The organism is Bradyrhizobium sp. LM2.9, assembly GCF_054056555.1.
The window spans coordinates 1,272,091-1,294,866 of record NZ_JBSRYJ010000002.1 but is presented as its reverse complement, the minus strand read 5'-3'; the positions used below and the strand labels follow the sequence as shown (position 1 = coordinate 1,294,866).

General features: G+C 63.5%; 19 protein-coding genes and 5 pseudogenes. 10 read left to right on the top strand and 14 right to left on the bottom strand.

What is annotated here, in order from left to right:
- Positions 1 to 12: 12 nt before the first annotated feature.
- Complete coding sequence (locus ACVWW3_RS07435; protein ID WP_247345475.1) at positions 13 to 618, top strand: LOG family protein; 606 nt, start codon at positions 13 to 15, stop codon at positions 616 to 618.
- Here the strand turns inward: ACVWW3_RS07435 and ACVWW3_RS07430 are convergent.
- The 4 genes from ACVWW3_RS07430 to cysS all read right to left on the bottom strand — a co-directional run bounded on the left by ACVWW3_RS07430 (position 615) and on the right by cysS (position 4,637).
- Positions 615 to 992: a VOC family protein gene (locus ACVWW3_RS07430; protein WP_354103813.1), complete on the bottom strand. Its 378-nt coding sequence runs from the start codon at positions 990 to 992 to the stop codon at positions 615 to 617. The genes ACVWW3_RS07435 and ACVWW3_RS07430 overlap by 4 nt on opposite strands.
- 146 nt (positions 993 to 1,138) lie before the next feature.
- On the bottom strand, positions 1,139 to 2,737 hold the full coding sequence (gene cimA, locus ACVWW3_RS07425; protein WP_456650451.1) for a citramalate synthase: 1,599 nt from the start codon (positions 2,735 to 2,737) through the stop codon (positions 1,139 to 1,141).
- A complete protein-coding gene (locus ACVWW3_RS07420) occupies positions 2,734 to 3,243 on the bottom strand; it encodes a GNAT family N-acetyltransferase (protein ID WP_456650452.1) in 510 nt (169 codons plus the stop codon). Before ACVWW3_RS07420 ends, cimA begins: the two co-directional genes overlap by 4 nt.
- The gene (gene cysS / locus ACVWW3_RS07415) at positions 3,243 to 4,637 is read right to left on the bottom strand and encodes a cysteine--tRNA ligase (protein WP_456650453.1); all 1,395 of its coding nucleotides are present in this window, start codon (positions 4,635 to 4,637) and stop codon (positions 3,243 to 3,245) included. Before cysS ends, ACVWW3_RS07420 begins: the two co-directional genes overlap by 1 nt.
- Positions 4,638 to 4,932: 295 nt before the next feature.
- Here cysS and ACVWW3_RS07410 point away from each other — a divergent pair, with 295 nt between their 5' ends.
- Positions 4,933 to 5,238 (top strand): hypothetical protein, encoded by a 306-nt coding sequence (locus tag ACVWW3_RS07410; protein ID WP_456650454.1) that lies wholly within the window; start codon positions 4,933 to 4,935, stop codon positions 5,236 to 5,238.
- Positions 5,239 to 5,368: 130 nt separating this feature from the next.
- Positions 5,369 to 6,559, top strand: coding sequence for a DUF2865 domain-containing protein (locus ACVWW3_RS07405; RefSeq protein WP_354103818.1), 1,191 nt, complete (start codon positions 5,369 to 5,371; stop codon positions 6,557 to 6,559).
- A 51-nt stretch (positions 6,560 to 6,610) separates the two neighbouring features.
- Here the strand turns inward: ACVWW3_RS07405 and ACVWW3_RS07400 are convergent, their stop codons facing one another.
- The gene (locus ACVWW3_RS07400) at positions 6,611 to 7,519 is read right to left on the bottom strand and encodes a DUF2189 domain-containing protein (protein WP_354044569.1); all 909 of its coding nucleotides are present in this window, start codon (positions 7,517 to 7,519) and stop codon (positions 6,611 to 6,613) included.
- A gap of 567 nt (positions 7,520 to 8,086) precedes the next feature.
- Between ACVWW3_RS07400 and ACVWW3_RS07395 the strand changes: the two genes are divergently transcribed.
- From ACVWW3_RS07395 to ACVWW3_RS07375, 5 genes and pseudogenes are all read left to right on the top strand, one after another.
- Entirely contained in the window at positions 8,087 to 8,920 is an 834-nt protein-coding gene (locus ACVWW3_RS07395; RefSeq protein ID WP_247340812.1) for a cytochrome c oxidase subunit II, read from the top strand.
- Positions 8,921 to 8,998: 78 nt separating this feature from the next.
- Positions 8,999 to 10,775 (top strand): annotated as a pseudogene (locus tag ACVWW3_RS07390) (cbb3-type cytochrome c oxidase subunit I).
- Positions 10,772 to 11,479, top strand: coding sequence for a cytochrome c oxidase subunit 3 (locus tag ACVWW3_RS07385; RefSeq protein ID WP_247446708.1), 708 nt, complete (start codon positions 10,772 to 10,774; stop codon positions 11,477 to 11,479). Before ACVWW3_RS07390 ends, ACVWW3_RS07385 begins: the two are co-directional and overlap by 4 nt.
- A 15-nt stretch (positions 11,480 to 11,494) precedes the next feature.
- Positions 11,495 to 12,217 carry a heme-copper oxidase subunit III family protein gene (locus ACVWW3_RS07380; RefSeq protein ID WP_247340816.1) on the top strand — a complete coding sequence of 241 codons (723 nt, stop codon included), beginning with the start codon at positions 11,495 to 11,497 and terminating at the stop codon, positions 12,215 to 12,217.
- 9 nt (positions 12,218 to 12,226) lie between these two features.
- Positions 12,227 to 12,619 (top strand): cytochrome C oxidase subunit IV family protein, encoded by a 393-nt coding sequence (locus tag ACVWW3_RS07375; protein WP_354043747.1) that lies wholly within the window; start codon positions 12,227 to 12,229, stop codon positions 12,617 to 12,619.
- Between the two features lie 27 nt (positions 12,620 to 12,646).
- Here ACVWW3_RS07375 and ACVWW3_RS07370 read toward each other — a convergent pair whose 3' ends face one another.
- The 3 genes from ACVWW3_RS07370 to ACVWW3_RS07360 all read right to left on the bottom strand — a co-directional run bounded on the left by ACVWW3_RS07370 (position 12,647) and on the right by ACVWW3_RS07360 (position 16,177).
- On the bottom strand, positions 12,647 to 14,350 hold the full coding sequence (locus tag ACVWW3_RS07370; protein ID WP_456671921.1) for an NAD+ synthase: 1,704 nt from the start codon (positions 14,348 to 14,350) through the stop codon (positions 12,647 to 12,649).
- 80 nt (positions 14,351 to 14,430) lie between these two features.
- On the bottom strand, positions 14,431 to 14,784 hold the full coding sequence (locus ACVWW3_RS07365; RefSeq protein ID WP_247340819.1) for a diacylglycerol kinase: 354 nt from the start codon (positions 14,782 to 14,784) through the stop codon (positions 14,431 to 14,433).
- 4 nt (positions 14,785 to 14,788) lie between these two features.
- Positions 14,789 to 16,177, bottom strand: a complete 1,389-nt coding sequence (locus ACVWW3_RS07360) for a class II 3-deoxy-7-phosphoheptulonate synthase (protein WP_456650457.1) — start codon at positions 16,175 to 16,177, stop codon at positions 14,789 to 14,791.
- 182 nt (positions 16,178 to 16,359) lie between these two features.
- On the opposite strand from ACVWW3_RS07360, the gene ACVWW3_RS07355 reads away from it, so the two are divergent.
- A complete protein-coding gene (locus ACVWW3_RS07355; protein WP_456650458.1) occupies positions 16,360 to 17,256 on the top strand; it encodes an alpha/beta hydrolase family protein in 897 nt (298 codons plus the stop codon).
- 9 nt (positions 17,257 to 17,265) lie between these two features.
- On the opposite strand, the gene ACVWW3_RS07350 is transcribed toward ACVWW3_RS07355, so the two are convergent.
- Positions 17,266 to 17,529 carry a hypothetical protein gene (locus ACVWW3_RS07350; RefSeq protein WP_456650459.1) on the bottom strand — a complete coding sequence of 88 codons (264 nt, stop codon included), beginning with the start codon at positions 17,527 to 17,529 and terminating at the stop codon, positions 17,266 to 17,268.
- 186 nt (positions 17,530 to 17,715) lie between these two features.
- Positions 17,716 to 19,201, bottom strand: a pseudogene (locus tag ACVWW3_RS07345) (aldehyde dehydrogenase family protein).
- Positions 19,202 to 19,315: 114 nt separating this feature from the next.
- On the opposite strand from ACVWW3_RS07345, the pseudogene ACVWW3_RS07340 reads away from it, so the two are divergent.
- Positions 19,316 to 20,400: pseudogene (locus tag ACVWW3_RS07340) on the top strand (substrate-binding domain-containing protein).
- Between the two features lie 121 nt (positions 20,401 to 20,521).
- On the opposite strand, the gene ACVWW3_RS07335 reads toward ACVWW3_RS07340, so the two are convergent.
- The 4 genes and pseudogenes from ACVWW3_RS07335 to ACVWW3_RS07320 form a co-directional block, all read right to left on the bottom strand.
- Positions 20,522 to 21,109 carry a TIGR00645 family protein gene (locus tag ACVWW3_RS07335; protein WP_456650461.1) on the bottom strand — a complete coding sequence of 196 codons (588 nt, stop codon included), beginning with the start codon at positions 21,107 to 21,109 and terminating at the stop codon, positions 20,522 to 20,524.
- A gap of 33 nt (positions 21,110 to 21,142) precedes the next feature.
- Positions 21,143 to 21,781, bottom strand: coding sequence for a TerC family protein (locus ACVWW3_RS07330; RefSeq protein ID WP_247340826.1), 639 nt, complete (start codon positions 21,779 to 21,781; stop codon positions 21,143 to 21,145).
- Positions 21,778 to 22,141: pseudogene (locus ACVWW3_RS07325) on the bottom strand (hypothetical protein). Before ACVWW3_RS07325 ends, ACVWW3_RS07330 begins: the two are co-directional and overlap by 4 nt.
- Before the next feature lie 2 nt (positions 22,142 to 22,143).
- Positions 22,144 to 22,618 (bottom strand): annotated as a pseudogene (locus tag ACVWW3_RS07320) (TerB family tellurite resistance protein).
- Positions 22,619 to 22,776 lie beyond the last annotated feature (158 nt).

Below are 22,776 nucleotides of genomic sequence, written 5' to 3'. Positions count from 1 at the left end.
ATCATGGCACCAATGAGCACGATCAAAACCGTCTGTGTCTATTGCGGCTCCGGCCCCGGAACCAATCCCCGTTTCACCGAAGGCGCCAAGGCGTTCGGCAAGTCCCTCGCCGAGAACAACATCCGCCTGGTCTATGGCGGCGGTTCGCTCGGCCTGATGGGCTCGGTCGCGACCTCCGTGCTCGATCACGGCGGCACCGTCACCGGCATCATCCCCGACTTCCTGCGGATGCGTGAGAACGCGCTGACGCGTGTGCAGGAGATGATCGTCACTCCCGACATGCACGAGCGCAAGCGGCTGATGTTCGAACGCTCCGACGCCTTCGTGGCGCTGCCGGGCGGCGTCGGCACGCTGGAGGAGCTGGTCGAGCAATTGACCTGGAAGCAGCTCGGCCGTCACGCCAAGCCGGTGCTGCTCGCCAACATCGACAATTTCTGGGAGCCGCTGTTCTCGCTGCTGTCGCACATGCGCCAGACCGAGTTCATCCGCGCCGGCCTTTCGGTCGATATCCTCAAGGCTGATCGGATCGAAGAGATTTTGCCGAAGCTGAAGGCGGCTGCGGCACAGATCGACGAAGCGGAAAAGAAGCTCGCTCCCGAAGTGGCGCGCAAGCTTTAGTCCGCAGGAAACGTCACCGCCTCGATCCGATTGCCGTCCGGATCGATGACGAAGGCCGCGTAATAGCGCACGCGGTCGTGCGGGCGGATACCAGGCGCACCGTCGGATGCACCGCCGGCGGACAGCGCTGCAGCGTGAAATGCATTGACCTCGGCGGTCGTCTTGGCCCGCAGGCAGATGTGCACGCCGCTCTCTGGCGTGACGTGCGTCATTCCCTCGCGCAGATTGATCCAGAATTCGGGATAGGCCTTGCCGAAGCCGATCGTCCGCGGTCGCGTGACGAGGCGCGTGAGCCCGAGGGTCGCGAGCGTAGCTTCGTAGAAGCGAGCGGAGCGATCGAGATTGCTGACGCCGACGGAGATGTGATCGATCATTGGTCGCGCTCCCCTCTCTCCTCGTCATTGCGAGCGAAGCGAAGCAATCCAAACCGGCTCTGCGGAAGCAGTCTGGATTGCTTCGTCGCTTCGCTCCTCGCAATGACGGTGTTTTATGGCGCCGCCATAGCTCACCTCACTATCCCCTACGCCGGCGCCCCCGTCTTCACCAGCTTGTAGATCACCGAATCCATCAGCGCCTGGAACGAGGCGTCGATGATGTTCGGGGACACGCCGACCGTGGTCCAGCTGTCGCCGTTCTCGTCCTCGCTCTCGATCAGCACGCGCGTGACCGCGCCTGTGCCGCCGTTGAGGATACGCACGCGGTAGTCGATCAGCGTCAGGCCCTCGATGTATTTCTGGTACTTGCCGAGATCCTTGCGCAGCGCAACGTCGAGCGCATTGACGGGGCCGTTGCCTTCAGCCGCCGAGATCAAATGCTCGCCGGCGACGTCGACCTTGACGACAGCGAGCGCCACGGTGACGCGCTCGCCGTGCGAATTGTAGCGCTGCTCGACATTGACGTCGAACTGCTCGACCGCGAAATAATGCGGCACCTTGCCGAGCGTGCGGCGCGCCAAAAGCTCGAACGAGGCGTTGGCGGATTCATAGGCATAGCCTTGCGCCTCGCGCTCCTTCAGTTCCTCGACCAGCCGCGTCAGCTTCGGATCGCTCTTCTCGTAAGCGATGCCGGCGCGGTCGAGCTCGGCGATGACATTGGAGCGGCCGGCCTGGTCGGACACCAGCACCTTGCGGTGGTTACCGACCAATTCAGGCAAGACGTGCTCGTAAGTCTGCGGATCCTTCAGCACCGCGGAGGCATGAATGCCGGTCTTGGTGACGAAGGCGCTCTCGCCGACATAGGCCGCATGCCGGTTCGGCACGCGGTTGAGCATGTCGTCGAGCGTGCGCGAGACTTTGACCAGGGTCGCGAGCTTCTCGGACGTGACGCCGATCTCGAAGGCGTCGGCAAATTCCTGCTTCAGCTTCAAGGTCGGGATCAGCGAGCAGAGATTGGCGTTGCCGCAGCGCTCGCCGAGGCCGTTCAGCGTGCCCTGGATCTGCCGCGCACCAGCACGCACCGCGGCGAGCGAATTCGCCACCGCCTGCTCGGTGTCGTTATGGGCGTGGATGCCGAGATGATCGCCGGGGATGTGCTTTGCGGCCTCGGTGACGATGGCCTCGACCTCGTTCGGCATGGTCCCGCCGTTAGTGTCGCATAGCACCACCCAGCGCGCGCCGGCCTCATAGGCAGCCTTGGCGCAGGCGATCGCGAAGCTGGAATCTTCCTTAAAGCCGTCGAAAAAATGCTCGCAGTCGAGCATGACTTCGCGGCCGGCGGCCTTGGCCGCCGCGACGCTGTCGCGGATCGAGGCAAGGTTCTCCTCCTTCGTCGTCTCCAGCGCGACGCGCACCTGATAGGCTGACGCCTTCGCCACGAAGCAGATCGCGTCGGCTTTCGCCTCCAGTAGCCCAGCGACGCCGGGATCGTTGGAGACCGAGCGCCCTGCCCGGCGCGTCATGCCGAAGGCGGTGAATCGCGCATGCGCGAGCTTCGGCTTGGTGCCGAAAAACTCGGTGTCGGTCGGATTGGCACCGGGATAGCCGCCCTCGACATAGTCGATGCCGAGATCATCGAGCATCGCCGCGATGACTTGCTTGTCCTTCAGCGTGAAATCGACGCCATTGGTCTGCGCGCCGTCGCGCAGCGTGGTGTCGAAAAGATAGAGGCGCTCCTTGCTCATTGCAGTGCTCCCGATGCGGGCCCAGCTCCGAGCGTCTTCTGCATGGTGGTGTTGGCGAGCCACTCGTCGTTGACGGTGATGCTGTTGCGCTGCATGGCGACATAGCCGCGCTTGGCAAAAAAACCCTGCGCGTTGTCGCTGGCGTCGACCGTCAGCTTGTCCGCGCCGCGGCCGCCGGCAAGCTTTTCCAGCGCATCGACGAGCATCGTCGCCAGGCCCTGCCCGGCCACGGCCGGATGCACATAGAGCATGTGGATATGATCCTTGCCGCGCAGCGACGCGAAGCCCACCGGCGATCCCTCCAGCGTTGCGATCAGCGTCAGGTCGGAGGCGAGCCGCTTGCCGAATTCTTCGTCCTCCGCCGCCGCCATCCAGGCTTGCTGCTGCGCTTCGCTGTAGTCGTCGCCGGTCAACTCCTCGATGCTGGCCGTGAAGATCGCGGCGAGAACCGGCACGTCCTCCAGCAGGAACGGCCGCAAGCCAGGCTTTGGAAGCGCATGTGCCATCACGCCAGCTCCCAGGTCGTCACCGGCTTGCCGTCGGCGTCCTTGCCATCCTTGAGCACCACGCCCTTGCCGACGAGTTCGTCGCGAATGCGGTCGGACTCCCTAAAGTCTTTTTGCGCACGCGCAGCCGCGCGCGCCGCGATCAAGCGGTCGATTTCGCCGGCGTCGACGCCAGTTGCCTGCTGCTTGCGGCTTTCCCATTGCGCAGCGCTCTCGGACAGGAAGCCGAGCAGACGCAGCGACCCCACCAGGGCGCTCACATCGGTGCCACGCAGGCTGTGCAATGCCGCGATCGCGAGCGACGTGTTGAGGTCGTCGAGCAGCGGCTCGACGACGGATGCGGCCGGCTGGCCGGGCGCGACGTCGGCCGCAACGCGATACCAGTCGTCGAGCGTCCTGGCGCTCTCCTCCAGCGACTTCATGGTCCAGTCGATCGGCGAGCGGTAATGCGTCTTGAGCATATTCAGGCGCAGCACCTCGCCCGGCCAGTCCGCAAGCAGCTCGTGGATCGTGACGAAATTGCCGAGCGACTTCGACATCTTCTCGCTCTCGACCTGCAGGAAGCCGTTGTGCATCCAGTAGTTCGCCATGCGCTCCCGGTGGAAGGCGCAGCAGGTCTGCGCGATTTCGTTCTCGTGATGCGGAAACACGAGATCGATGCCGCCGCCATGGATGTCGAAATGTTCGCCGAGATGTTTCCAGGCCATCGCCGAGCACTCGACGTGCCAGCCCGGCCGCCCCTGCGCGGCGATGCCGGCCGGCGACGGCCATGACGGCTCGCCCGGCTTGGACGGTTTCCACAGCACGAAATCGGTATTGCCCTTCTTGTAGGGCGCGACATCGACGCGGGCGCCGGCGACCATCTCGTCCAGCGAGCGATTGGACAGCGCGCCATAGCGCGGCAGGACGGAGTTGGCCGCGTTCATCGCCTGTGGCGAGAACAGCACATGGTCCTCGGCGACATAGGCAAAGCCGCCGGCGACCAGCCTTTCGATGATCTCGCGCATTTCGGCGACATGCTCGGTCGCGCGCGGCTCGACGCTCGGCCGCAGCGCGCCGAGCGCATCGACGTCGGCGTGAAATTGCCTGCCGGTCTGCTCGGTGACTTTCCGGATCGCTTCGTTCAGCGGCAGGCCGGGGAAATCGCGCGCGGCGCGGTCGTTGATCTTGTCGTCGACGTCGGTGATGTTGCGGACATATTTGACGTGGGCCTCGCCATAGAGATGGCGCAGCAGCCGAAACAGCACGTCGAACACGATCACGGGCCGCGCGTTGCCGATATGGGCGAAGTCATAGACGGTCGGTCCGCAGACATACATGCGGACGTCCTTCGCATCGAGCGGCACGAAGCTGCGCTTTTCCCGGCTCAGCGTATCGTAGAGGCGCAATTCCATATGGATACCCGTCGGCTGTTGGCCGGGCGTCCAGTGCTCTCAATGTTTTTGAGATAAAGACGGCTCCAGCCAGCGAATCGCTAGCTAATAATCTCGCGGCAAATGGCGCAAATGGCGAGGAGACCGTTCATGCGGCGACATATGGGCCACGAAGGGCCCACGCGTCAAGGGAGCCGCGAAAATGCCGTTTTATCTCCGCAAAGCGCGGCCGCCCCGCCTTGATGGTTCATCATCCTTAACCATTTGAGCCCATTCTGGAACTGGCAGTTCCTTCTTTTTGCCCCCGGTGTTTTTCATGCGATCATTGCTCGCGCTCATTTCCTGTGTCTCCATCCTTGCGGCATCCAGCGCTTTCGCCGAGACTCGCGTCTTCATCATCGCCAACCAGGCGGACGGCTACGGTGGCGACCAGTGCCTCGCCAAAAGCGAGAAATGCGGCTCGCAGGTCGCACGCACCTATTGCCAGTCACGCGATTTTGCCCAGGCTTCGGCCTATCGTCGGGTCGATCCCGACGAAATTACCGGCTCTGTCCCCAAATCCGGCGCAAACTGCTCCCATGGCCATTGCGACGAATATGTCGCAATCACCTGCCAGCGCTGAATTCACTCGGAACTGGCGTATCTTAGGCGCAATCTTTGGCCCCTGAAACGACGTGACGATGCCGCAGGAAGCGGCTATGGGAGGACGCGCTTCGGCGCCCCAAATCACGCGTGGCCGTGACCTCGCTAGAATGGCGGATATGCCTGAATTTTTGTCTCTCCCCCGTGCTCGCTTCCTCCTTGCCTGCACCGTGCTCCTAAGCACGGTCGTGCTTGTCACCGGCGCTTTCGCACAGGCCGGCCCGCCCGGGCCGCCGCCGCCTCAGCCCGGCCAGAACGGGCTTGGACCGAATCCGATGTGCGTGCGACTGGAGGGCCAGCTCGCCGCGCTCGATCGTAGCGGTGGCGGCGGTGACCCCGCGCGCGAAGACCAGATCCGCCGCTACCAGGAGTCCCAGACCCGGCAGCAGGCCGAGCTCGACCGCGTCACCATGCAGGCCAAGCGCATGGGCTGCGATTCCTCCGGCTTCTTCTCGCTGTTCAGCGGCCAGTCGGCGCAATGCGGTCCGGTCAACACCCAGATCCAGCAGATGCGCGCCAATCTGGACCAGATCACCGGCAATCTCGAACGCCTGCGCGGCGGCGGTCCCGGCGGCTTCAGTCCGGAGCGCGACAACCAGCGCCGCTCGGTGCTGGCCGCGCTGGCGCAGAACAATTGCGGCCCGCAATATGCCAACGCCGCGCAGTCGCAAGGCGGCAACTTCCTGAGCAATCTGTTCGGCGGCAACAACCCCAACAGTCCACAAGGCGTGCCGCCCTCCGATCTCGGCCCGCAGTCAGGCACCTATCGCACCGTGTGCGTGCGCACCTGCGACGGCGCCTACTTCCCGGTCTCGTTTGCGACTGTGCCCGCGCGCTTCCCCGACGACGAGAAGACCTGCAAGGCGCTGTGCCCGGCCGCCGAAGCCGTGCTCTACACTCATCGCAATCCCGGCGAAGACATGAACTCGGCGGTCTCCACCAGCGGCCAGCCCTACACGGCGCTGCCGACCGCGTTCAAATTCCGCAGCGAGTTCAACCCGTCCTGCTCCTGCAAGGCCGCGGGCCAGACCTGGGCCGACGCGCTGAAATCGGCTGACGACAAGGCGTCGGCCGAGCAGCAGGGTGACATCATCGTCACCGAGGAGAGCGCCAAGAAGATGCAGCAGCGGCAGCTCACCAAGGGCACGCCTGCCACGGCTGCGAAGAAGGGCGCAACGCCGCCCCCGGCCACGGCCGGCACACCGGCCGCCGCACCGCCCGCCGATACTGGCACCGCTGCGACCACCGAGAACAAGCCCATCCGTTCGGTCGGACCGACCTTCATCCCACCGAAGCAATAATTCTGCACCAATCTCGAGCCAAGTGGGCCGCCGGGAGCGGCCCTCTTGCTGTTACTGCTCGCCCTCGCGGCTCCACGGGAAGAGATTGGCCGGAAAGTCCGCCGCATAGCGCCGCCCCTTCGGGGGCGGCGGCGGTTCATCAGGTGGATTCGGATTCGGCTCGACCACCCTCCGGTAAAGATGCCAAGTGGCATGACCGAGCACCGGCAGAACGACAGCGAGACCGACGAAGAGCGGCAGTGAGCCGATCACGAGCAGTGCCGCGACGACCAGCCCCCACCCCGCCATCGCAACCGGATTGGCCGCCACCGCCCGCAGGGAGGCCCGGATCGCATCGATCGCCGTCGCATGCCGATCGAGCATCAATGGAAACGATACGACGCTGACGCATAGGGCCGCGACGGCAAACAGGAAGCCGACACCGCAACCGACGATGATGAGCGACCATCCTTCCGGCGTCGTCAGCACGCGGGTTGCGAAGTCAGGAATGCTTGCGGCCGCCGCGTGACCGAAGATGGCGACATAGATCGCGTTCGCGACGCCGATCCAGACCCCGAACAGGACGAGCAAGAGAACGCCGAGCTCGAGCATGGCGCCGAAGGACGGTGCACGCAAAACCTTGATCGCGTCCCACGCCTCGACCTCCTCGCCGCGCTCGCGGCGACGGCTGAGTTCGTAGAGACCGATCGCGGCAAAGGGCCCTATCAAGGCAAATCCGGCCGCCAGCGGAAACAGCAGCGGCAGGACCGAATGGCCGAGGACCATCCTGAACAGGACGAGACCGAGAACGGGATAAATCAGGCATACAACGACCGCGTGACTCGGCATCGCCTGGAAATCCTCCCAGCCCAGGCGCAGCACCTCTCTCAGGTCGGACAAGCCGATCTTGCGAATGGGATAAGAGACCGCCTCGCCGAACAGGTGCCGTTTTACGATGTTGTTGGAATAAAGAGTGGCCATGGACACACCCTCCTCTGCTGAAGTCGCCGCGGCGAACCGCGCGCTTTCCGGCCGCGCGCATCCGCCTTTATGTGCGGGAGACGCGATCGAGCCGAATACGGCAGTTCCAGGCTCAACGAGGAAGGAGCTTAGCCGGACGAAACCCGTCGCGACCTGCGCTCCAAGCTTAGCGCGGGCGCATCGGAATGACCAGCGCTCCCACTTGGTGAATTGTGTTTCGCATATTTTGTGCGATGCATCACATCGAGACTGCAACTGGCGCTCGCCAGCTTGCACCGCGACAGGAATCGTCGCGCCAGCGAAGCGCGTTTGACGTGCTATTGACGTCGGGTTCGCAGGGGATCATTCTAAAAGCCTAGACGCCCCCAGCAGTGAGCGGTCGCGATCTTTCTCTTGAATGTCGCGACCGGTTGAATGGGCGAGACAAGAGGCGCGGCGATGGCGCATATGTCAGTATAGATGCCAGCACAACAGAAGAGTCCGCCATCGCGACCAATGTGAGCTTCGCCCTGGATTCGTATCCGCAGCCTTCGATGGCGCAGCCTTCGATGGCAAGGATGGATCAGGATGGCTGTCGCACTGATACTGCTTTTGGTCGCGATCGGCTCGGTGCTGTTTCACCTTTACAGCCCGTGGTGGTGGACGCCCATCGCCACTAACTGGAGCTACATCGACCAGACGATCAACATCACATTCTGGATCACCGGATTCGTCTTTACCGCGGTCGTTGCATTCATGGCCTATTGCGTCTTTCGCTTCCACCATAGGGAGGGAAGACAGGCAGACTACAATCCCGAAAACAAAAAGCTTGAATGGTGGCTCAGTATCGGGACCGGCATCGGCGTCGCCGCCATGCTCGCACCCGGCCTGGTCGTCTGGCACCAGTTCGTGACGGTGCCCGCAGACGCCACCGAGATCGAAGTCATGGGCCAGCAATGGCAATGGAGCTTCCGTTTGCCGGGGAAGGATGGTCGGTTGGGCACGTCCGACGTCGGCAACATCAGTCCAGACAATCCGATGGGCCTCAATCGCAGCGATCCGCATGGCCAGGATGACGTCGTGATCGAGAACGGCGACCTGCATCTTCCAACCGGCAAGCCCGTCAAGGTTCTGCTCCGCTCCGTCGATGTCCTGCACGATTTCTATGTGCCGGAATTCCGGGCCAAGATGGACATGGTCCCTGGCATGGTCACCTATTTCTGGATAAGGCCGATCCGAACCGGGACCTTTGATGTTCTCTGCGCGGAACTATGTGGCGCCGCTCATTATCAAATGCGGGCCAAGGTGATCATCGAGGAAGAGAGCGACTATCACGCCTGGCTCGATCAGCAGAAGACGTTTGCCGAATTATCCGGCCCAAAGGCCGTCGTGAGGGCGACGTACCAATCGGGCGGCAAATAGGGAAATGCCGCTGCGAACATGGATCGGGCGCGTGAACCAACTCATCGCCCCCGAAGGAAACGACCGAGGAGGTGCTCTATGGTCGATGTTCCATATGATGGGATCACAGGCATTCCGCCTGCCGAAGTGCCTGAAGTCGAGCTCTACCATCCGAAAAGCTGGTGGACGCAGTACGTCTTTTCGCAGGACGCCAAGGTCATCGCCATCCAGTACTCGCTTACAGCCTCGGCCATCGGTCTCGTGGCCCTGGTGCTGTCGTGGCTGATGCGACTGCAACTGGGATTTCCCGGCACCTTCTCCTTCATCGATGCCAACCAGTACCTCCAGTTCATCACCATGCACGGCATGATCATGGTGATCTATCTGCTTACCGCATTGTTCCTCGGAGGCTTCGGCAACTACCTGATCCCGCTGATGGTCGGAGCACGGGACATGGTCTTCCCCTATGTGAACATGCTGAGTTACTGGGTCTACCTGCTCGCGGTCCTGGTGCTGGCTTCGACCTTCTTCGTGCCCGGCGGCCCCACCGGCGCCGGCTGGACGCTGTACCCGCCGCAGGCGATTCTCTCCGGCACGCCCGGACAGGAATGGGGCATCGTGCTCATGCTGTCCTCCCTGATCCTGTTCATCATCGGCTTCACCATGGGCGGGCTGAATTACGTGGTGACCGTGCTGCAGGCGCGCACCCGCGGCATGACCTTGATGCGTCTGCCCTTGACGGTGTGGGGCATCTTCACCGCCACCGTTATGGCGCTGCTGGCATTCCCTGCGCTGTTCGTTGGCTCGGTGATGTTGCTGCTCGACCGTCTGCTGGGAACCAGCTTCTTCATGCCGTCGCTGGTCGAGATGGGCCAACTCAGCAAATATGGCGGTGGCAGCCCGCTGCTTTTCCAGCACCTGTTCTGGTTCTTCGGTCATCCCGAAGTCTACATCGTCGCTTTGCCCGCCCTTTGGCATCGTCTCCGACCTGATCAGCACGCATGCGCGAAAAAACATCTTCGGCTATCGCATGATGGTCTGGGCAATCGTGGCGATTGGCGCGCTCAGCTTCGTCGTGTGGGCGCACCACATGTATGTGAGCGGCATGTACCCATATTTCGGGTTCTTCTTCGCCACGACGACGCTGATCATCGCCATTCCCACCGCCATCAAGGTCTACAACTGGGTCCTGACCCTTTGGCGTGGCAACATACATCTCACGATACCGATGCTGTTCGCGCTTGGATTCATCGTCACCTTCGTGAACGGTGGGCTTACCGGCCTATTCCTCGGCAACGTCGTGGTCGATGTGCCGCTTTCGGATACCATGTTCGTCGTTGCGCATTTCCATATGGTGATGGGCGTCGCGCCGATCATGGTTGTGTTAGGGGCGATCTATCATTGGTACCCGAAGGTCACGGGGCGAATGTTGAACAACGTTCTGGGCCAGTTTCATTTCTGGGTCACGTTCCTCGGCGCCTACCTGATCTTCTTCCCCATGCACTATCTCGGGCTGCTCGGCGTTCCGCGCCGATACTTCGAACTCGGCGAGACGGCGTTCATTCCGCCGTCCGCCCACTCGCTCAACCAGTTTATCACCGTGGTCGCGTTGACGGTTGGCTTCGCCCAGATGGTGTTCCTGTTCAATCTGGCCTGGAGCCTGTTCGAGGGCGAGCCGTCGGGGGGCAATCCTTGGCGCGCAACGACGCTGGAATGGCAGACGCCGGAGACGCCGCCAGGGCACGGCAACTGGGGCAAGGAGCTCCCGGTCGTCTATCGTTGGGCCTATGACTACAGCGTGCCGGGTGCTGCTGAGGACTTCATTCCACAGAACCAGCCGCCCACGACGGGGGCCATTCAGGGAGCTGCTCCGTGAGCGCCGTTATCCTGTTCCTGGGCGTGATCGCGGTCATCGCCGGATGGTGGCTCTCGCAGCAACGGCTGACTGCCAAACCGTGGCTGGAGGCGGGTCCGATCGATGACTTCCCAGGCACGGGCGCAATGACCTGGCCGGCAGCGAAGGTCGGACTTGGCGTATTCCTCGCCGTCGCCGGCTCGCTGTTCACACTTTTCATCAGCGCCTACTCCATGCGCATGAACATGGCGGACTGGCGGACAATGCCCGTGCCGACGGTACTGTGGTTCAACACGGGCGTGCTGGTCATAAGCAGTGTCGCATTGCAATGGGCGTACGTTGCGACGCGCCGGAACGACATCGACGGCGCCATCGTCGGTCTGCTCGCCGCTGGAGGGGCAGCGATCACGTTTCTCGCAGGACAGCTTCTGGCGTGGCAACAGCTGAACGCCGCCGGCTATTTCGTGGCGTCCAATCCGGCCAATGCCTTCTTCTACATGATCACCGCGGTGCACGGGCTGCACCTGACCGGCGGCTTGGTGGCGCTCGGCAGGACCACAGCCAAGGTATGGCACCGTAACGCCGCGACGGCCGAGATGCGCCTGAGCGTGGAGCTCTGCACCATCTACTGGCATTTCCTCCTGCTGGTCTGGGTTGTCCTGCTCGGTCTCCTGACGGGTTGGACGAACGATTTCGTCGACATCTGTCGCCAGTTGCTGAGCTAGGGAGGGTGAAAACAGATGGCTGAGACTGTGCTGACGAATACGGGGCAAGGTGCTGGGCGACTTCCGGGCTGGCAAGGCATCGCCGCGGACTGGGCTTCTGATCAGCGCGCCTTCAAAAACGTGTCCTGGGGCAAGGCCATGATGTGGATCTTCCTCCTCAGCGACACCTTCATTTTCAGCTGTTTCCTCCTGTCCTACATGACGGCACGGATGTCGACGACCGTGCCATGGCCCAACCCAAGCGAGGTCTTCGCGCTTAATCTCGGCGGCAAGGACGTCCCCCTTATCCTGATCGCCATCATGACCTTCGTCTTGATCAGCAGCAGTGGGACGATGGCGATGGCCGTCAATTTCGGCTACCGCAGGGATCGCGTCAGGACCGCAATCCTGATGCTGGTCACGGCAGCATTCGGCGCGACGTTTGTTGGCATGCAGGCCTTCGAATGGACAAAGTTGATCATGGAGGGCGTTCGCCCCTGGGGCAACCCGTGGGGCGCGGCGCAGTTCGGCTCTTGCTTTTTCATGATCACCGGATTCCACGGCACCCACGTCACGATCGGCGTGATCTTCCTGATTGCAATTGCGCGCAAGGTCTTGCGGGGCGACTTCGATGTCGAAAGGCGCGGCTTCTTCACGAGCCGGAGAGGCTATTACGAGATCGTCGAAATCACCGGCCTGTACTGGCACTTCGTCGATCTCGTGTGGGTGTTCATCTTTGCGTTTTTCTATCTTTGGTGAGGTCGGCGCATGACAAATGCCACGGTACACATGGAAGGACAGCTCCAGGCTCATGTGCATGACGCAGTCGCACCGGCGGCGGCACACGCCAAGGGCCAGCAGCACCCGATCAAACTCTACCTCGTGGTCTGGGCATGGTTGTTCGTGCTCAGCACCTGCTCCTATCTCGTCGACTATTTTGGCCTGCACGGCAGTCTGAGATGGTCGCTGATCCTGCTGTTCATGGTGTTGAAGGCCGGCCTCATCGTTGCCGTCTTCATGCACATGGCCTGGGAGCGGCTGGCCCTGGCCTATGCCATCCTGCTACCGCCGGTCGCGGTGTTGGTTTTTGTGTCGATCATGGTGCTTGAGTCCGAGTACACGCACTTGCTTCGAGTGGTGTTTTTCGCGACGCCGTTGTAGGACCCGCGGGCTCGCCCAATGCCGGAATCACCCCTCGAACGCGTCGATCGACGCTTTGCTCCCACGCGACACCAGCGTCTCGTCCGGGGCGGCTAGCTGCTCGCCTTTGTCGCGAAAGCGGTTGGTGATGGGATAACGGCGGTCGCGGCCGAAATTCCTGGCCGTCACCTTGACGCCGGGCGCCGCCTGGCGGCGCTTGTATTCGGCGACGTTGAGGAGATGGTCGATGCGCACCACCGTCTCGCGGTCGAAGCCGGCGGCGATGATTTTGTCGAGCGGCTCTTCGCGCTCGATGAGACGCTCGAGAATGGCATCGAGCACCTCGTAAGGCGGCAACGAATCCTGGTCAGTCTGGTTCTCGCGCAGCTCCGCCGTCGGCGGACGTGTGATGATATCGGGCGGGATCACCTCGCCGGCCGGCCCGAGCGCGCCATCGGGCTTCCAGACATTGCGCAAGCTTGCCAGCCGAAACACCTGCGTCTTGTAGATGTCCTTGATCGGATTGAAGCCGCCGTTCATGTCGCCGTAGAGCGTGGCGTAGCCGACCGACATTTCCGACTTGTTACCGGTGGTCATCACCATCAGCCCGGTCTTGTTCGAGATCGCCATCAGCAGCGTGCCGCGGGTGCGGGCCTGGAGATTTTCCTCGGTGATATCGGCCGGCAGATTCTTGAAGATGCCGGACAATATGGTCTCGAACCCGGTCACGGCTTCGGCGATCGGCAGCACCTCATAACGAATCCCGAGACGGCCGGCGAGCTCGCCGGCGTCCGCGATCGAGCTTGCCGCAGTGTAGCGGTATGGCAGCATCACGCCGTGCACCTGATCGGCGCCAAGCGCATCGACCGCAATCGCCGCGCAGAGGGCAGAGTCGATGCCGCCGGAGATACCGAGCAGCACACCGGGAAAGCCGTTCTTGGCGACGTAATCACGCAAGCCGAGCACGCAGGCTGCATAGTCGGCATAGTCGCCCTCGGGCTGCTCCGCGACAGGACCGGTGCAGCGCCAATCGTCGCCGTTTCTGGTGAAGCGCAGTGTGGTGATGCTTTCCGCGAACGCCGGCAATTGCGCCGCGAGCGAAAGATCGCCGTTGAGCGCGAAGGAAGCACCGTCGAACACCAGCTCGTCCTGGCCGCAAACCTGGTTGAGATAGACCAGCGGCAGACCGCTCTCGGTGACGCGCGCGACCGCAACCGACAAACGCACGTCGGCCTTGTCGCGGGCGTAGGGCGAGCCGTTCGGCACCAGAATGATCTCGACGCCGGTCTCGGCCAGCGTCTCGACCACGTTCTCGTAATCCTCGGACTCTTCCAGCCAGATGTCCTCGCAGATCGGCACACCGATCCGAACGCCGCGCACGGTCACCGGCCCCGCGGCGGGGCCGCGCGAAAACAGCCGCTTCTCGTCGAACACGCCGTAATTCGGCAGGTTGCATTTGAAGCGAAGCGCGGCGATACGGCCGCCATCGAGCAGCGCGCAGGCATTGTAGAGTCTGCCCTCCTCCACCCAGGGCGTGCCGACCAGCATGGCCGGGCCGCCATCAGCGGTCTCGCGCGCAAGCGCCTCGATCGCGGCGCGGCAAGCGGCCTGGAAGGAAGGCTTCTGCACGAGATCTTCCGGCGGGTAGCCGGCAATGAACAATTCCGGAAACAGCACGAGATCGGCACCGTCGGACCTGGCTTGCGCGCGCGCGGTACGCGCCTTGGCGGCATTGCCGTCGATGTCGCCCACGGTCGGATTGAGCTGGGCGCGAGCGTGACCGCGAATTCGTTGAGACGTTCGGTCATGGCCGCCGCGCTCCGATCAATGGGCTAGAGGAACCCCAACCGCTCGATGATGGCGATGATCCAGAACGCGCCGGCCATCAGGAGCGCAACACCGACCGCGGCCGAGCCCATGTCCTTGACCCGGCCGATCTGCTTGTCGTGATCCATGGTCAGCCGGTCTGCAAGCTTCTCGATCGCGGTGTTGAGCAGCTCGACCACCAGCACGAACGCGACTGAACACACCAGCTCGACCGCGCGCATCGCGGTCGCGCCGACGAACCACGCCAGCGGCAGCGACAAAAGAAGCGCGACAATCTCCTCGCGGACGGCCTGCTCCGACCGGAACGCAAAGGCCAGACCGTTGCGGGAATTGACCGTGGCCTTCAATATCCGCAGCAAGGTCTCAGAGCCCCGCTGCGGCCGGCATCGGCATGACCTTGCCGGCGCGCTCCTGCTTGAGCAGCTCCGCGATCAGGAAAGCCATGTCGATGGATTGCTCTGCATTGAGCCGGGGATCGCAGACCGTGTGATAGCGATCGTTGAGATCCTCGTCGGTGATCGCGCGGGCGCCGCCGATACACTCAGTGACATCCTGGCCGGTCATCTCCAGATGCACGCCGCCGGCGTGCGTGCCTTCTGCCGCGTGGATGGTGAAGAACGACTTCACCTCGGACAGGATGCGGTCGAAGGGGCGCGTCTTGTAACCCGACGTCGAGGTGATGGTGTTGCCGTGCATGGGATCGCACGACCAGACCACCGCTTTGCCCTCGCGTTTCACGGCGCGGATCATGTTCGGCAGGTGCTCGCCGACCTTGTCGGAGCCGAAGCGGGCGATCAGCGTCAACCGGCCCGGCTCGTTGTCGGGATTGAGCACGTCGATCAGCTTCAGCAGCTCGTCGGGCTTTAGCGACGGACCGCATTTGAGCCCGATCGGGTTCTTGATGCCGCGGAAATATTCGATATGGCCGTGATCGAGCTGGCGGGTGCGGTCGCCAATCCAGATCATGTGGCCTGAGGTCGCGTACCAGTCGCCCGTGGTGGAATCGACGCGGGTCATGGCCTGCTCATAGCCGAGCAGCAGCGCCTCGTGGCTGGTGTAGAAATCGGTGGCGCGCAGCTCGGGGTGAGCCTCGAGATCGAGGCCGCAGGCGCGCATGAAGTTGAGCGCGTCCGAGATGCGGTCGGCCAATTCCTTGTAGCGGCGGGACTGCGGCGAGTCCTTGAGGAAGCCTAGCATCCACTGATGCACGCTGCCGAGATTGGCGTAGCCGCCGGTCGCGAACGCGCGCAACAGGTTCAGCGTCGCCGCCGATTGCCGGTAGGCCATCAGCTGGCGCTGCGGATCAGGGACGCGCGCTGCCTTGGTGAAGGCGATGTCGTTGACGATGTCGCCGCGATAGCTCGGCAGCTCGACGCCGTCGATCTTCTCGGTCGGCGACGACCGCGGTTTTGCAAACTGACCAGCGACACGGCCGACCTTCACCACCGGCACGGCACCGGCATAAGTCAGCACCACCGCCATCTGGAGCAGCACGCGGAAGAAATCGCGAATGTTGTTGGCGCCGTGTTCGGCAAAGCTCTCGGCGCAGTCGCCGCCCTGCAGCAGGAAGGCCTCACCGGCAGCGACCCGCGCCAGCGACTTCTTCAGGTTGCGCGCCTCGCCCGCGAACACCAGCGGCGGAAAGGTCGCAAGCTGCGCCTCGACGTCGGCCAGGGCCTTGGCGTCGGGATAGTCGGGCACCTGTAGCACCGGCTTGCTGCGCCAGGACTCGGGCGTCCACCGCTCGGACATCGCAATCTCTCCGTGAAGCAAAAAGTGCAACCTGATCTGTGGGTTGCGAGGGCCGCCTTATACACAGGCTAATCCTTGGCCGCCAGTTGTAAATCCATCTGGCACTGCAAACCCTTGCGGGAAAAGCCAAATTCGCATTTGCTGGGAAACGGCGAGGAAAACTGGCAGGATACTTTCTGCCCATGGACGCGGCATTGGACGACGTTTTCGTTGACGAGATCAGCTTCCCGGCGACCGACGGGTATGCGCTGAGCGGCACCCTGTTCCTGCCGCGCGGCACCAAACGCCATGCCGTACTGATCAACTCCGCCACCGCCGTCCCGCGGAAAATCTATCGCGGCTTTGCCTCCTATCTCGCCCATCGCGGCTGCGCGGTCCTGACTTACGACTATCGCGGCATCGGCGACTCCCGGCTGCCGGCGATGGTCGGCTACAACCAGCCGAAATCACTGGTCGGCTTCAAGGCCTCGATGTCGGACTGGGCCGCGCTCGACGTAACCGCCGCAGTGCACTGGATGCGCGCGCGCTACAGCACCCTTCCCCTGGCCTATGTCGGCCACTCCTTCGGCGGCCAGGCGCTCGGGCTGATCGCGAACAACACGGACATCTCGCGCGCCGCGTTTGTGGCCTCGCAGGCGGCCACCTGGCGGCTGATGACGTCGCCGGAAAAATACCGGGTCTTCGCCTTCATGAATTTTGTCGGAGTGCCGCTCGTCCACGCGCTCGGTTACGCGCCGGGCTGGGCCGGCATCGGCGAGGATTTGCCCAAGGGCGTTTTCCTGCAATGGGCCGAGTGGGTCTCGAGCCCCCGCTATCTCTTCGATTCAAAGCTGCCGGCGCTGGAGAATTTTGCCAAATTCAAAGGCGAACTGCGCACACTCTGCTTCTCCGACGACCCGTGGGCGACGCGGCCCGCCGTCGAACTGCTTGCGAGCGGGTTCACCGCGATCAAGCCAGAGGTGGTGACGGTCAAACCGTCAGAGGTCAGCGCCAAGGGAATAGGCCATTTCGGCTTCTTCCGCCCCGAGCATCGCGACACGCTGTGGCGCAGCGTGGCGGAATGGATCCAGGGGGAGTGAGGCGGACACTTAACGAATGATCGTCGTCAGCGACGAGTAGCGCTTGTTCGGCTTGCCTTCGCCCGGCGCGAATTGCGCAAACGCCTCGCTGACGCGGACCGCCGGCGGCGTATCGCCGGCGAAACGAAACTCCTTCGGCCGCGGCGCGTAGAAGCTGCCGCTGTAATAGGCGTCGTCGAAGCGCGCCTCGCCGACCCCGAACAATGCGTCGCACGCGATCAGGAGCGCGTAGACTCCCGCGACCGCGACGACGACCTCCCTGAGAACTGACATGCTGGTGCCCCACCCTGTTGCAGGCAGGATGCACGCCTGTTCCAACGCCGGGGTTTAAGGCCGCGTGGTTCTTGTCCGCAGGGTTTGCCGCCGCTGAGCGGAATGCAGGCAATTTTACCGATCTCGAAAAAGAGCCCGCCGGATCGGGCGATCAGCCGGGCTCCAGGCTTGGCCGCTCGGGAGGTATCAGACGGCCAGGTTCATCCACACAGCCTTCGGCTCGGTGAAGTTGTCGAGCGCGGCGCTGCCGTGCTCGCGGCCGAGGCCGGAGTCGCGCTCGCCGCCCCAGGGCAGGCGCACGTCGGTGTAGCCATAGGTGTTCATCCAGACCGTGCCCGCGCGGGCCCGCTTGGCGAAGCGCTGGAGCTTGCCGATGTCGCGGCTCCACACGCCGGCAGCCAGGCTGTAGGCCGTGCCGTTGGCGATCCGCAGCGCGTCGGCTTCATCCCTGAACTTGATGACGCTGACGACGGGGCCGAAGATCTCCTCCTGCGATATCCGCATCTCGTGCGCGACATTCGCGAACACCGCGGGGCTGATGAAGTAACCACGCTCGCCAACACGCTCGCCCCCGGTGACGAGGGTCGCGCCCTCCTTCCGGCCGATGTCAACATAGTCGAGGATCGACTTCATCTGCTTCTCGGAGATCACGGGCCCGAGCACCGTCTTGCGGTCGAGCGGATCACCGATCCTGAGCGACTTCGCGCGTGCCGCCAGCCGCTCGACGACCTCGTCATAGGCCTTCTCCTGCACCAGCACGCGGGAGCCGGCCGAGCAGACCTGGCCGGCATTGAAGAAGATGCCGGAGGCCGCTGCTTTGGATGCGGCTTCGAGATCGGCATCGTCAAAGATGACGTTGGCCGACTTGCCGCCGAGCTCGAGCGAGACACGCTTGAAGTTGCTTGCGGCGCCCTTCATGATTCCACGACCCACGCCGGGTGAGCCGGTGAAGGTGACCTTGTCGACGTCAGGGTGATTAACCAGCGCATCGCCGACGACCCGGCCCGGCCCCGTGACGACGTTGAAGACGCCCGCCGGCAGGCCGGCCTCAAGCGCGAGTTCGGCGATGCGCAGCGCCGACAGCGAGGTCAGCTCGGCCGGCTTCATCACGATGGTGCAGCCGCAGGCCAGCGCCGGCGCCAGCTTCCACATCCCAATCATCAGCGGGAAATTCCAGGGCACGATGGCGGCGACCACGCCGACCGGCTCGCGCACGGTGTAGGTCAGGGCGTCGTCGCGCACGGGCACGACGTCGCCGCTGATCTTGTCGGCCCAGCCGGCGTAGTAGATCAGCGTGTCGACCGCGGCCGGGAAATCCTGCCGCGAGGTCGCGGCGATCGGGCTTGCCGGCATCGATCGACTCGAGTTCGATGATCTCGTCGGCATTGGCCTTGAGCAGGTCCGCCCAGCGCAGCAGGATCTGGCCGCGCTCGGACGCCCGCATCGTGCGCCAGGGGCCTTCGAAGGCCCGGCGCGCGGCGGCAACCGCATGCTCGACATCGGCTTCGTTGCCTTCGGCGACAACGGCGATGACCTGCCCGGTGGCCGGATTGAGCGATTTGAAGGTGCGACCGGAGCTTGCGGGGACGCGGCGGCCGTCGATCAGCAGAAGCTGGGGCCGGGACATGAACTCCGTGGCCGGCGAATGCGCAAAATCATATGCAACTGACATCATATTTCCTTCCAGCTTTTGAATGCCAGACTAGGCGCATGCAGGCCAAAGTAAATATGATATCGTTTGCAAATGGAACGCCTTCATATGAAGTACAGTTCATAAGAGAAACGAATGCTTCAGATCGAGATCGAGGCCGTCTGGCGGTTTCGCCGCGAGGGCAATCCGCGCACCGCAATCATCATGCTCGGCGTCCTCAACGAAATCAGGAGGGCCGGGAAGATCACCAGCGCGGCCCGCGACGCGCACCTCTCCTATCGCCACGTCTGGAATCTGATCGAGCAATGGTCGGAGTTTTTCGGCACGCCGCTGGTCGAGACCCAGCGCGGCAAAGGCTCGAAACTCACGCCGTTCGGCGAGCGGCTGGTGTGGGCGGGTGAGCGCATGCAGGCCCGCCTCGGACCTCAGCTTGAGAATCTGGCGCAGGAGCTGGCGAGCGAGATCAAGCCGTTCCTCGAGCAGCGCCCGTCGGTGATCCGCGTGCATGCCAGCCACGGTTTCGCGGTCGCAAAACTGCGCGAATTCCTCGACCGCGAGCCGGGCATCGGCGTCGATCTGCGCTATGTCAGCAACCAGCATTCGCTGGTCTCGCTGGCGCAGGGCGCCTGCGATCTCTCCGGCCTGCATCTGCCGCACGGCGCGCTGCGGGCCCAAGGCATCAAGGCTGCCCCGCGAATGGCTCGATCCGCGCGAGGACCGCATCATCAGTTTCGTCACGCGCGAGATGGGGCTGATGGTCGCGCGCGGCAACCCGCTGCGCATCGCTTCGCTTGATGATCTGACCGGACCAAAAGTCCGCTTCGTCAACCGCGACCACGATTCCGGCACGCGGCTTCTGTTCGACCAACTGCTCGCGGCAAACGGCATCGAGGAGAGTCGCATCAACGGTGCGCAGCAGATCGAATTTACCCACGCCGCGGTCGCGGCCTATGTCGCGAGCGGCATGGCGGATGCGAGCTTTGGCGTCGAAGCCGCCGCCCGGCATTTCGGCCTCGATTTCATCCGGCTCCTGACCGAAGATTATTTCTTCGTCTGCAAGCGCGCGTTCCTGGACACCGGGCCGATGCAGCGCATCCTCGAGATCATCCGCAGCGCCGATTTTCGCGCAGCGGTGGCTACCCTGCCCGGCTACGTGCCGTCGGACACGGGCACCGTCACCGGCGTGAAGGCCCTTTCTGGAGATGCACGCCGTGCGATGATGCATGGCGTGTTCGCCTTGTCCGTGACGGGCAGGAATGCCAATCTCCGCCGCAATGATCCAAGAGAGTCCGTCATGCCGCGCGCGAGCGCCAAATCGGCGCCTGAGAAGGCCGATCGCGCTCAGCCGTGACGGGCCGCCTTGTTGCGGTGGCCGCTCTCGCTGAGGCGGTCGACCCAGGCGATGCCGATCGCGGAGATGATGAAGGTCAGGTGGATCAGCACCTGCCACATCACGCCGGACTCGGTGAAATTGCTGCGCGTCGTGCCGAGATTACCCGCCTCGATGAAGGTCCTGAGCAGCGAGATCGAGGAGATGCCGATGATCGCCATCGCAAGCTTGATCTTGAGCACGCTGGCATTGACGTGGCTGAGCCATTCCGGCTCGTCAGGATGACCGTTCAGGTTCAGGCGCGAGACGAAGGTCTCGTAACCACCGACGATCACCATCACCAGCAGGTTCGAGATCATGACGACGTCGATCAGCCCGAGCACGACCAGCATGATCTGTTGCTCGCTGGCGTCGAACGAGTGCACGACCAGGTGCCAGAGCTCCTTCAGGAACAGCAGCACATAGACGGCCTGCGCGACGATGAGACCGACATAGAGCGGGACCTGCAGCCAGCGCGAGCCGAAGATGAGCTGGGCAAACGGGCCGATTTGCGGCGCTGGCGCCGGATCGGCCGAAAGTGCTTTGGGTTCAGACGTCATTGATCACTCCGGATGATAGGCAGAATCGTTGCCCTACAGGCTCGCGATGACAGGCGCGAGCTCGAGCGAGCCGCGATAGATCATCTCGAAGGCGACGTAGACGATGATAGCGAGACCGACATAGCCGATCCAGCGCTGCTTCTGAAGCACGCGGCCGAGCAAATCGGCAGCGACGCCCATCAGCGCGACCGACAGCAACAGGCCGAAGGCGAGGATGTAGGGATGCTCGCGCGCCGCGCCCGCGACCGCGAGCACGTTGTCGAGTGACATCGAGACGTCGGCGGCGACGATCTGCACCGCCGCCTGCCTGAAGGTCTTGCGCGGAGCGGCAGCAGCGCTCCCGTCGCCGCCATGGCTGAACGCGAGCTCGTTCGCATGCGCGGCCTGCTCGCGCAGCTCCCGCCACATCTTCCAGCACACCCAGAGCAGCAGCACGCCGCCGGCGAGCAACAGCCCGATCACTTGCAGAAGCTGGGTCGCGACGCCGGCAAAGACGATGCGCAAGGCGGTGGCGGCGATGATGCCGACGACAATGGCGCGCCGGCGCTGCTCGGCCGGCAGGCCGGCTGCGGCAAGGCCGATGACGACGGCGTTGTCGCCGGCGAGCACGAGGTCGATCAGGACGACCTGAAAGAGCGCGGTCAGCGCTTCGGTGGTGATGAATTCAGTCATGATTGATCGCTTTTAGGTGCGGACGGATCGAGCCATTGCGGCTTCTTCCGCTCGACCCAATCCAGAACCTTGCCGCGCGCGGATCGCAACGCGGGGCACGTCTTCCGCAAGCAAAGCGAGGCCGAGCGGCAGCATCCAGACGCCGAGCACCGGCAGGAAGGAGAGCACGCCGCCAACAATGAGCAGCGCGCCCGAGGGGATCCTCACCCAGCGGCTGGACGGCTTGAGCAGATAGGTGACGGTGTCGCCCATGCGCGGCGGCAGGCGACGGACAAGCTTGTCGAGGCGCGGGTCGCCGCCGGCCATCTGGCCGGTAGCGCCCGCAGTCCCTGTCTTATCCTCGTCCGAAACTGCGCTCATGCTTACTCCTCGGCGGCAATGCGCTGTTCGGCACGCACTGCACCCGGCGCCACCTGCTTTGCGCGCGGCAGCACCAGCGTCAGCAGGCGCAACAGCTTGATCGCCTGCAGTTCATGGGGATGGACGTCCTCGTCCGCGGCCGCGACGCGCTCCGACAGTTCCATCAAATGAGCCGACAGCCGCAGGTCCGAGACCGGACGCAGATTGTCGATCACCACATTGGCGAAATCCGCGTTCCTCGAGCCGTTCGGCAAGCTCGTCGAACATCGCATAGAGCCGGTCGTCCGGGATGTGCGGTGCCAGCTTGCGATCCCGGATGAAACGGACGACCTCGTCGCGTTCGACCGGTGAAACTTGCCGGTCGGCGACCGCAACCAGCGCGCCGACGATCACCAGCGCCACCGCAGCCTGCTCGTTCAGGCTGGACGGCTCGGTGATCTCGATTCCGATCGGATTTGAATGCTTGGCGTCAGACATCGTTGCTCCCTTATCTTGCGAAATGACCGCACGGAGCTGCGATGGGGACGATTGGGTCGGAGAGACTCTCAAGAAGGCCCGACGATCGGCCGATCCATCGCATTCGCGCGGGACAGGTCATCCGACATCACGAGGTTTTGCCGACAGCGTCGACTTCC

Excerpts from the sequence above, each read along its gene's own strand:
- ACVWW3_RS07375 (WP_354043747.1), top strand. The coding sequence starts at position 12,227 with ATGACAAATGCCACGGTACACATGGAAGGACAGCTCCAGGCTCATGTG.
- ACVWW3_RS07355 (WP_456650458.1), top strand. The coding sequence starts at position 16,360 with ATGGACGCGGCATTGGACGACGTTTTCGTTGACGAGATCAGCTTCCCG.
- cimA (WP_456650451.1), bottom strand. The coding sequence starts at position 2,737 with ATGAGCAAGGAGCGCCTCTATCTTTTCGACACCACGCTGCGCGACGGC.
- ACVWW3_RS07395 (WP_247340812.1), top strand. The coding sequence starts at position 8,087 with ATGGCTGTCGCACTGATACTGCTTTTGGTCGCGATCGGCTCGGTGCTG.
- ACVWW3_RS07420 (WP_456650452.1), bottom strand. The coding sequence starts at position 3,243 with ATGGCACATGCGCTTCCAAAGCCTGGCTTGCGGCCGTTCCTGCTGGAG.
- ACVWW3_RS07330 (WP_247340826.1), bottom strand. The coding sequence starts at position 21,781 with ATGACTGAATTCATCACCACCGAAGCGCTGACCGCGCTCTTTCAGGTC.
- ACVWW3_RS07350 (WP_456650459.1), bottom strand. The coding sequence starts at position 17,529 with ATGTCAGTTCTCAGGGAGGTCGTCGTCGCGGTCGCGGGAGTCTACGCG.
- ACVWW3_RS07435 (WP_247345475.1), top strand. The coding sequence starts at position 13 with ATGAGCACGATCAAAACCGTCTGTGTCTATTGCGGCTCCGGCCCCGGA.
- ACVWW3_RS07360 (WP_456650457.1), bottom strand. The coding sequence starts at position 16,177 with ATGTCCGAGCGGTGGACGCCCGAGTCCTGGCGCAGCAAGCCGGTGCTA.
- cysS (WP_456650453.1), bottom strand. The coding sequence starts at position 4,637 with ATGGAATTGCGCCTCTACGATACGCTGAGCCGGGAAAAGCGCAGCTTC.
- ACVWW3_RS07430 (WP_354103813.1), bottom strand. The coding sequence starts at position 992 with ATGATCGATCACATCTCCGTCGGCGTCAGCAATCTCGATCGCTCCGCT.
- ACVWW3_RS07335 (WP_456650461.1), bottom strand. The coding sequence starts at position 21,109 with ATGACGTCTGAACCCAAAGCACTTTCGGCCGATCCGGCGCCAGCGCCG.
- ACVWW3_RS07410 (WP_456650454.1), top strand. The coding sequence starts at position 4,933 with ATGCGATCATTGCTCGCGCTCATTTCCTGTGTCTCCATCCTTGCGGCA.
- ACVWW3_RS07380 (WP_247340816.1), top strand. The coding sequence starts at position 11,495 with ATGGCTGAGACTGTGCTGACGAATACGGGGCAAGGTGCTGGGCGACTT.
- ACVWW3_RS07400 (WP_354044569.1), bottom strand. The coding sequence starts at position 7,519 with ATGGCCACTCTTTATTCCAACAACATCGTAAAACGGCACCTGTTCGGC.
- ACVWW3_RS07405 (WP_354103818.1), top strand. The coding sequence starts at position 5,369 with ATGGCGGATATGCCTGAATTTTTGTCTCTCCCCCGTGCTCGCTTCCTC.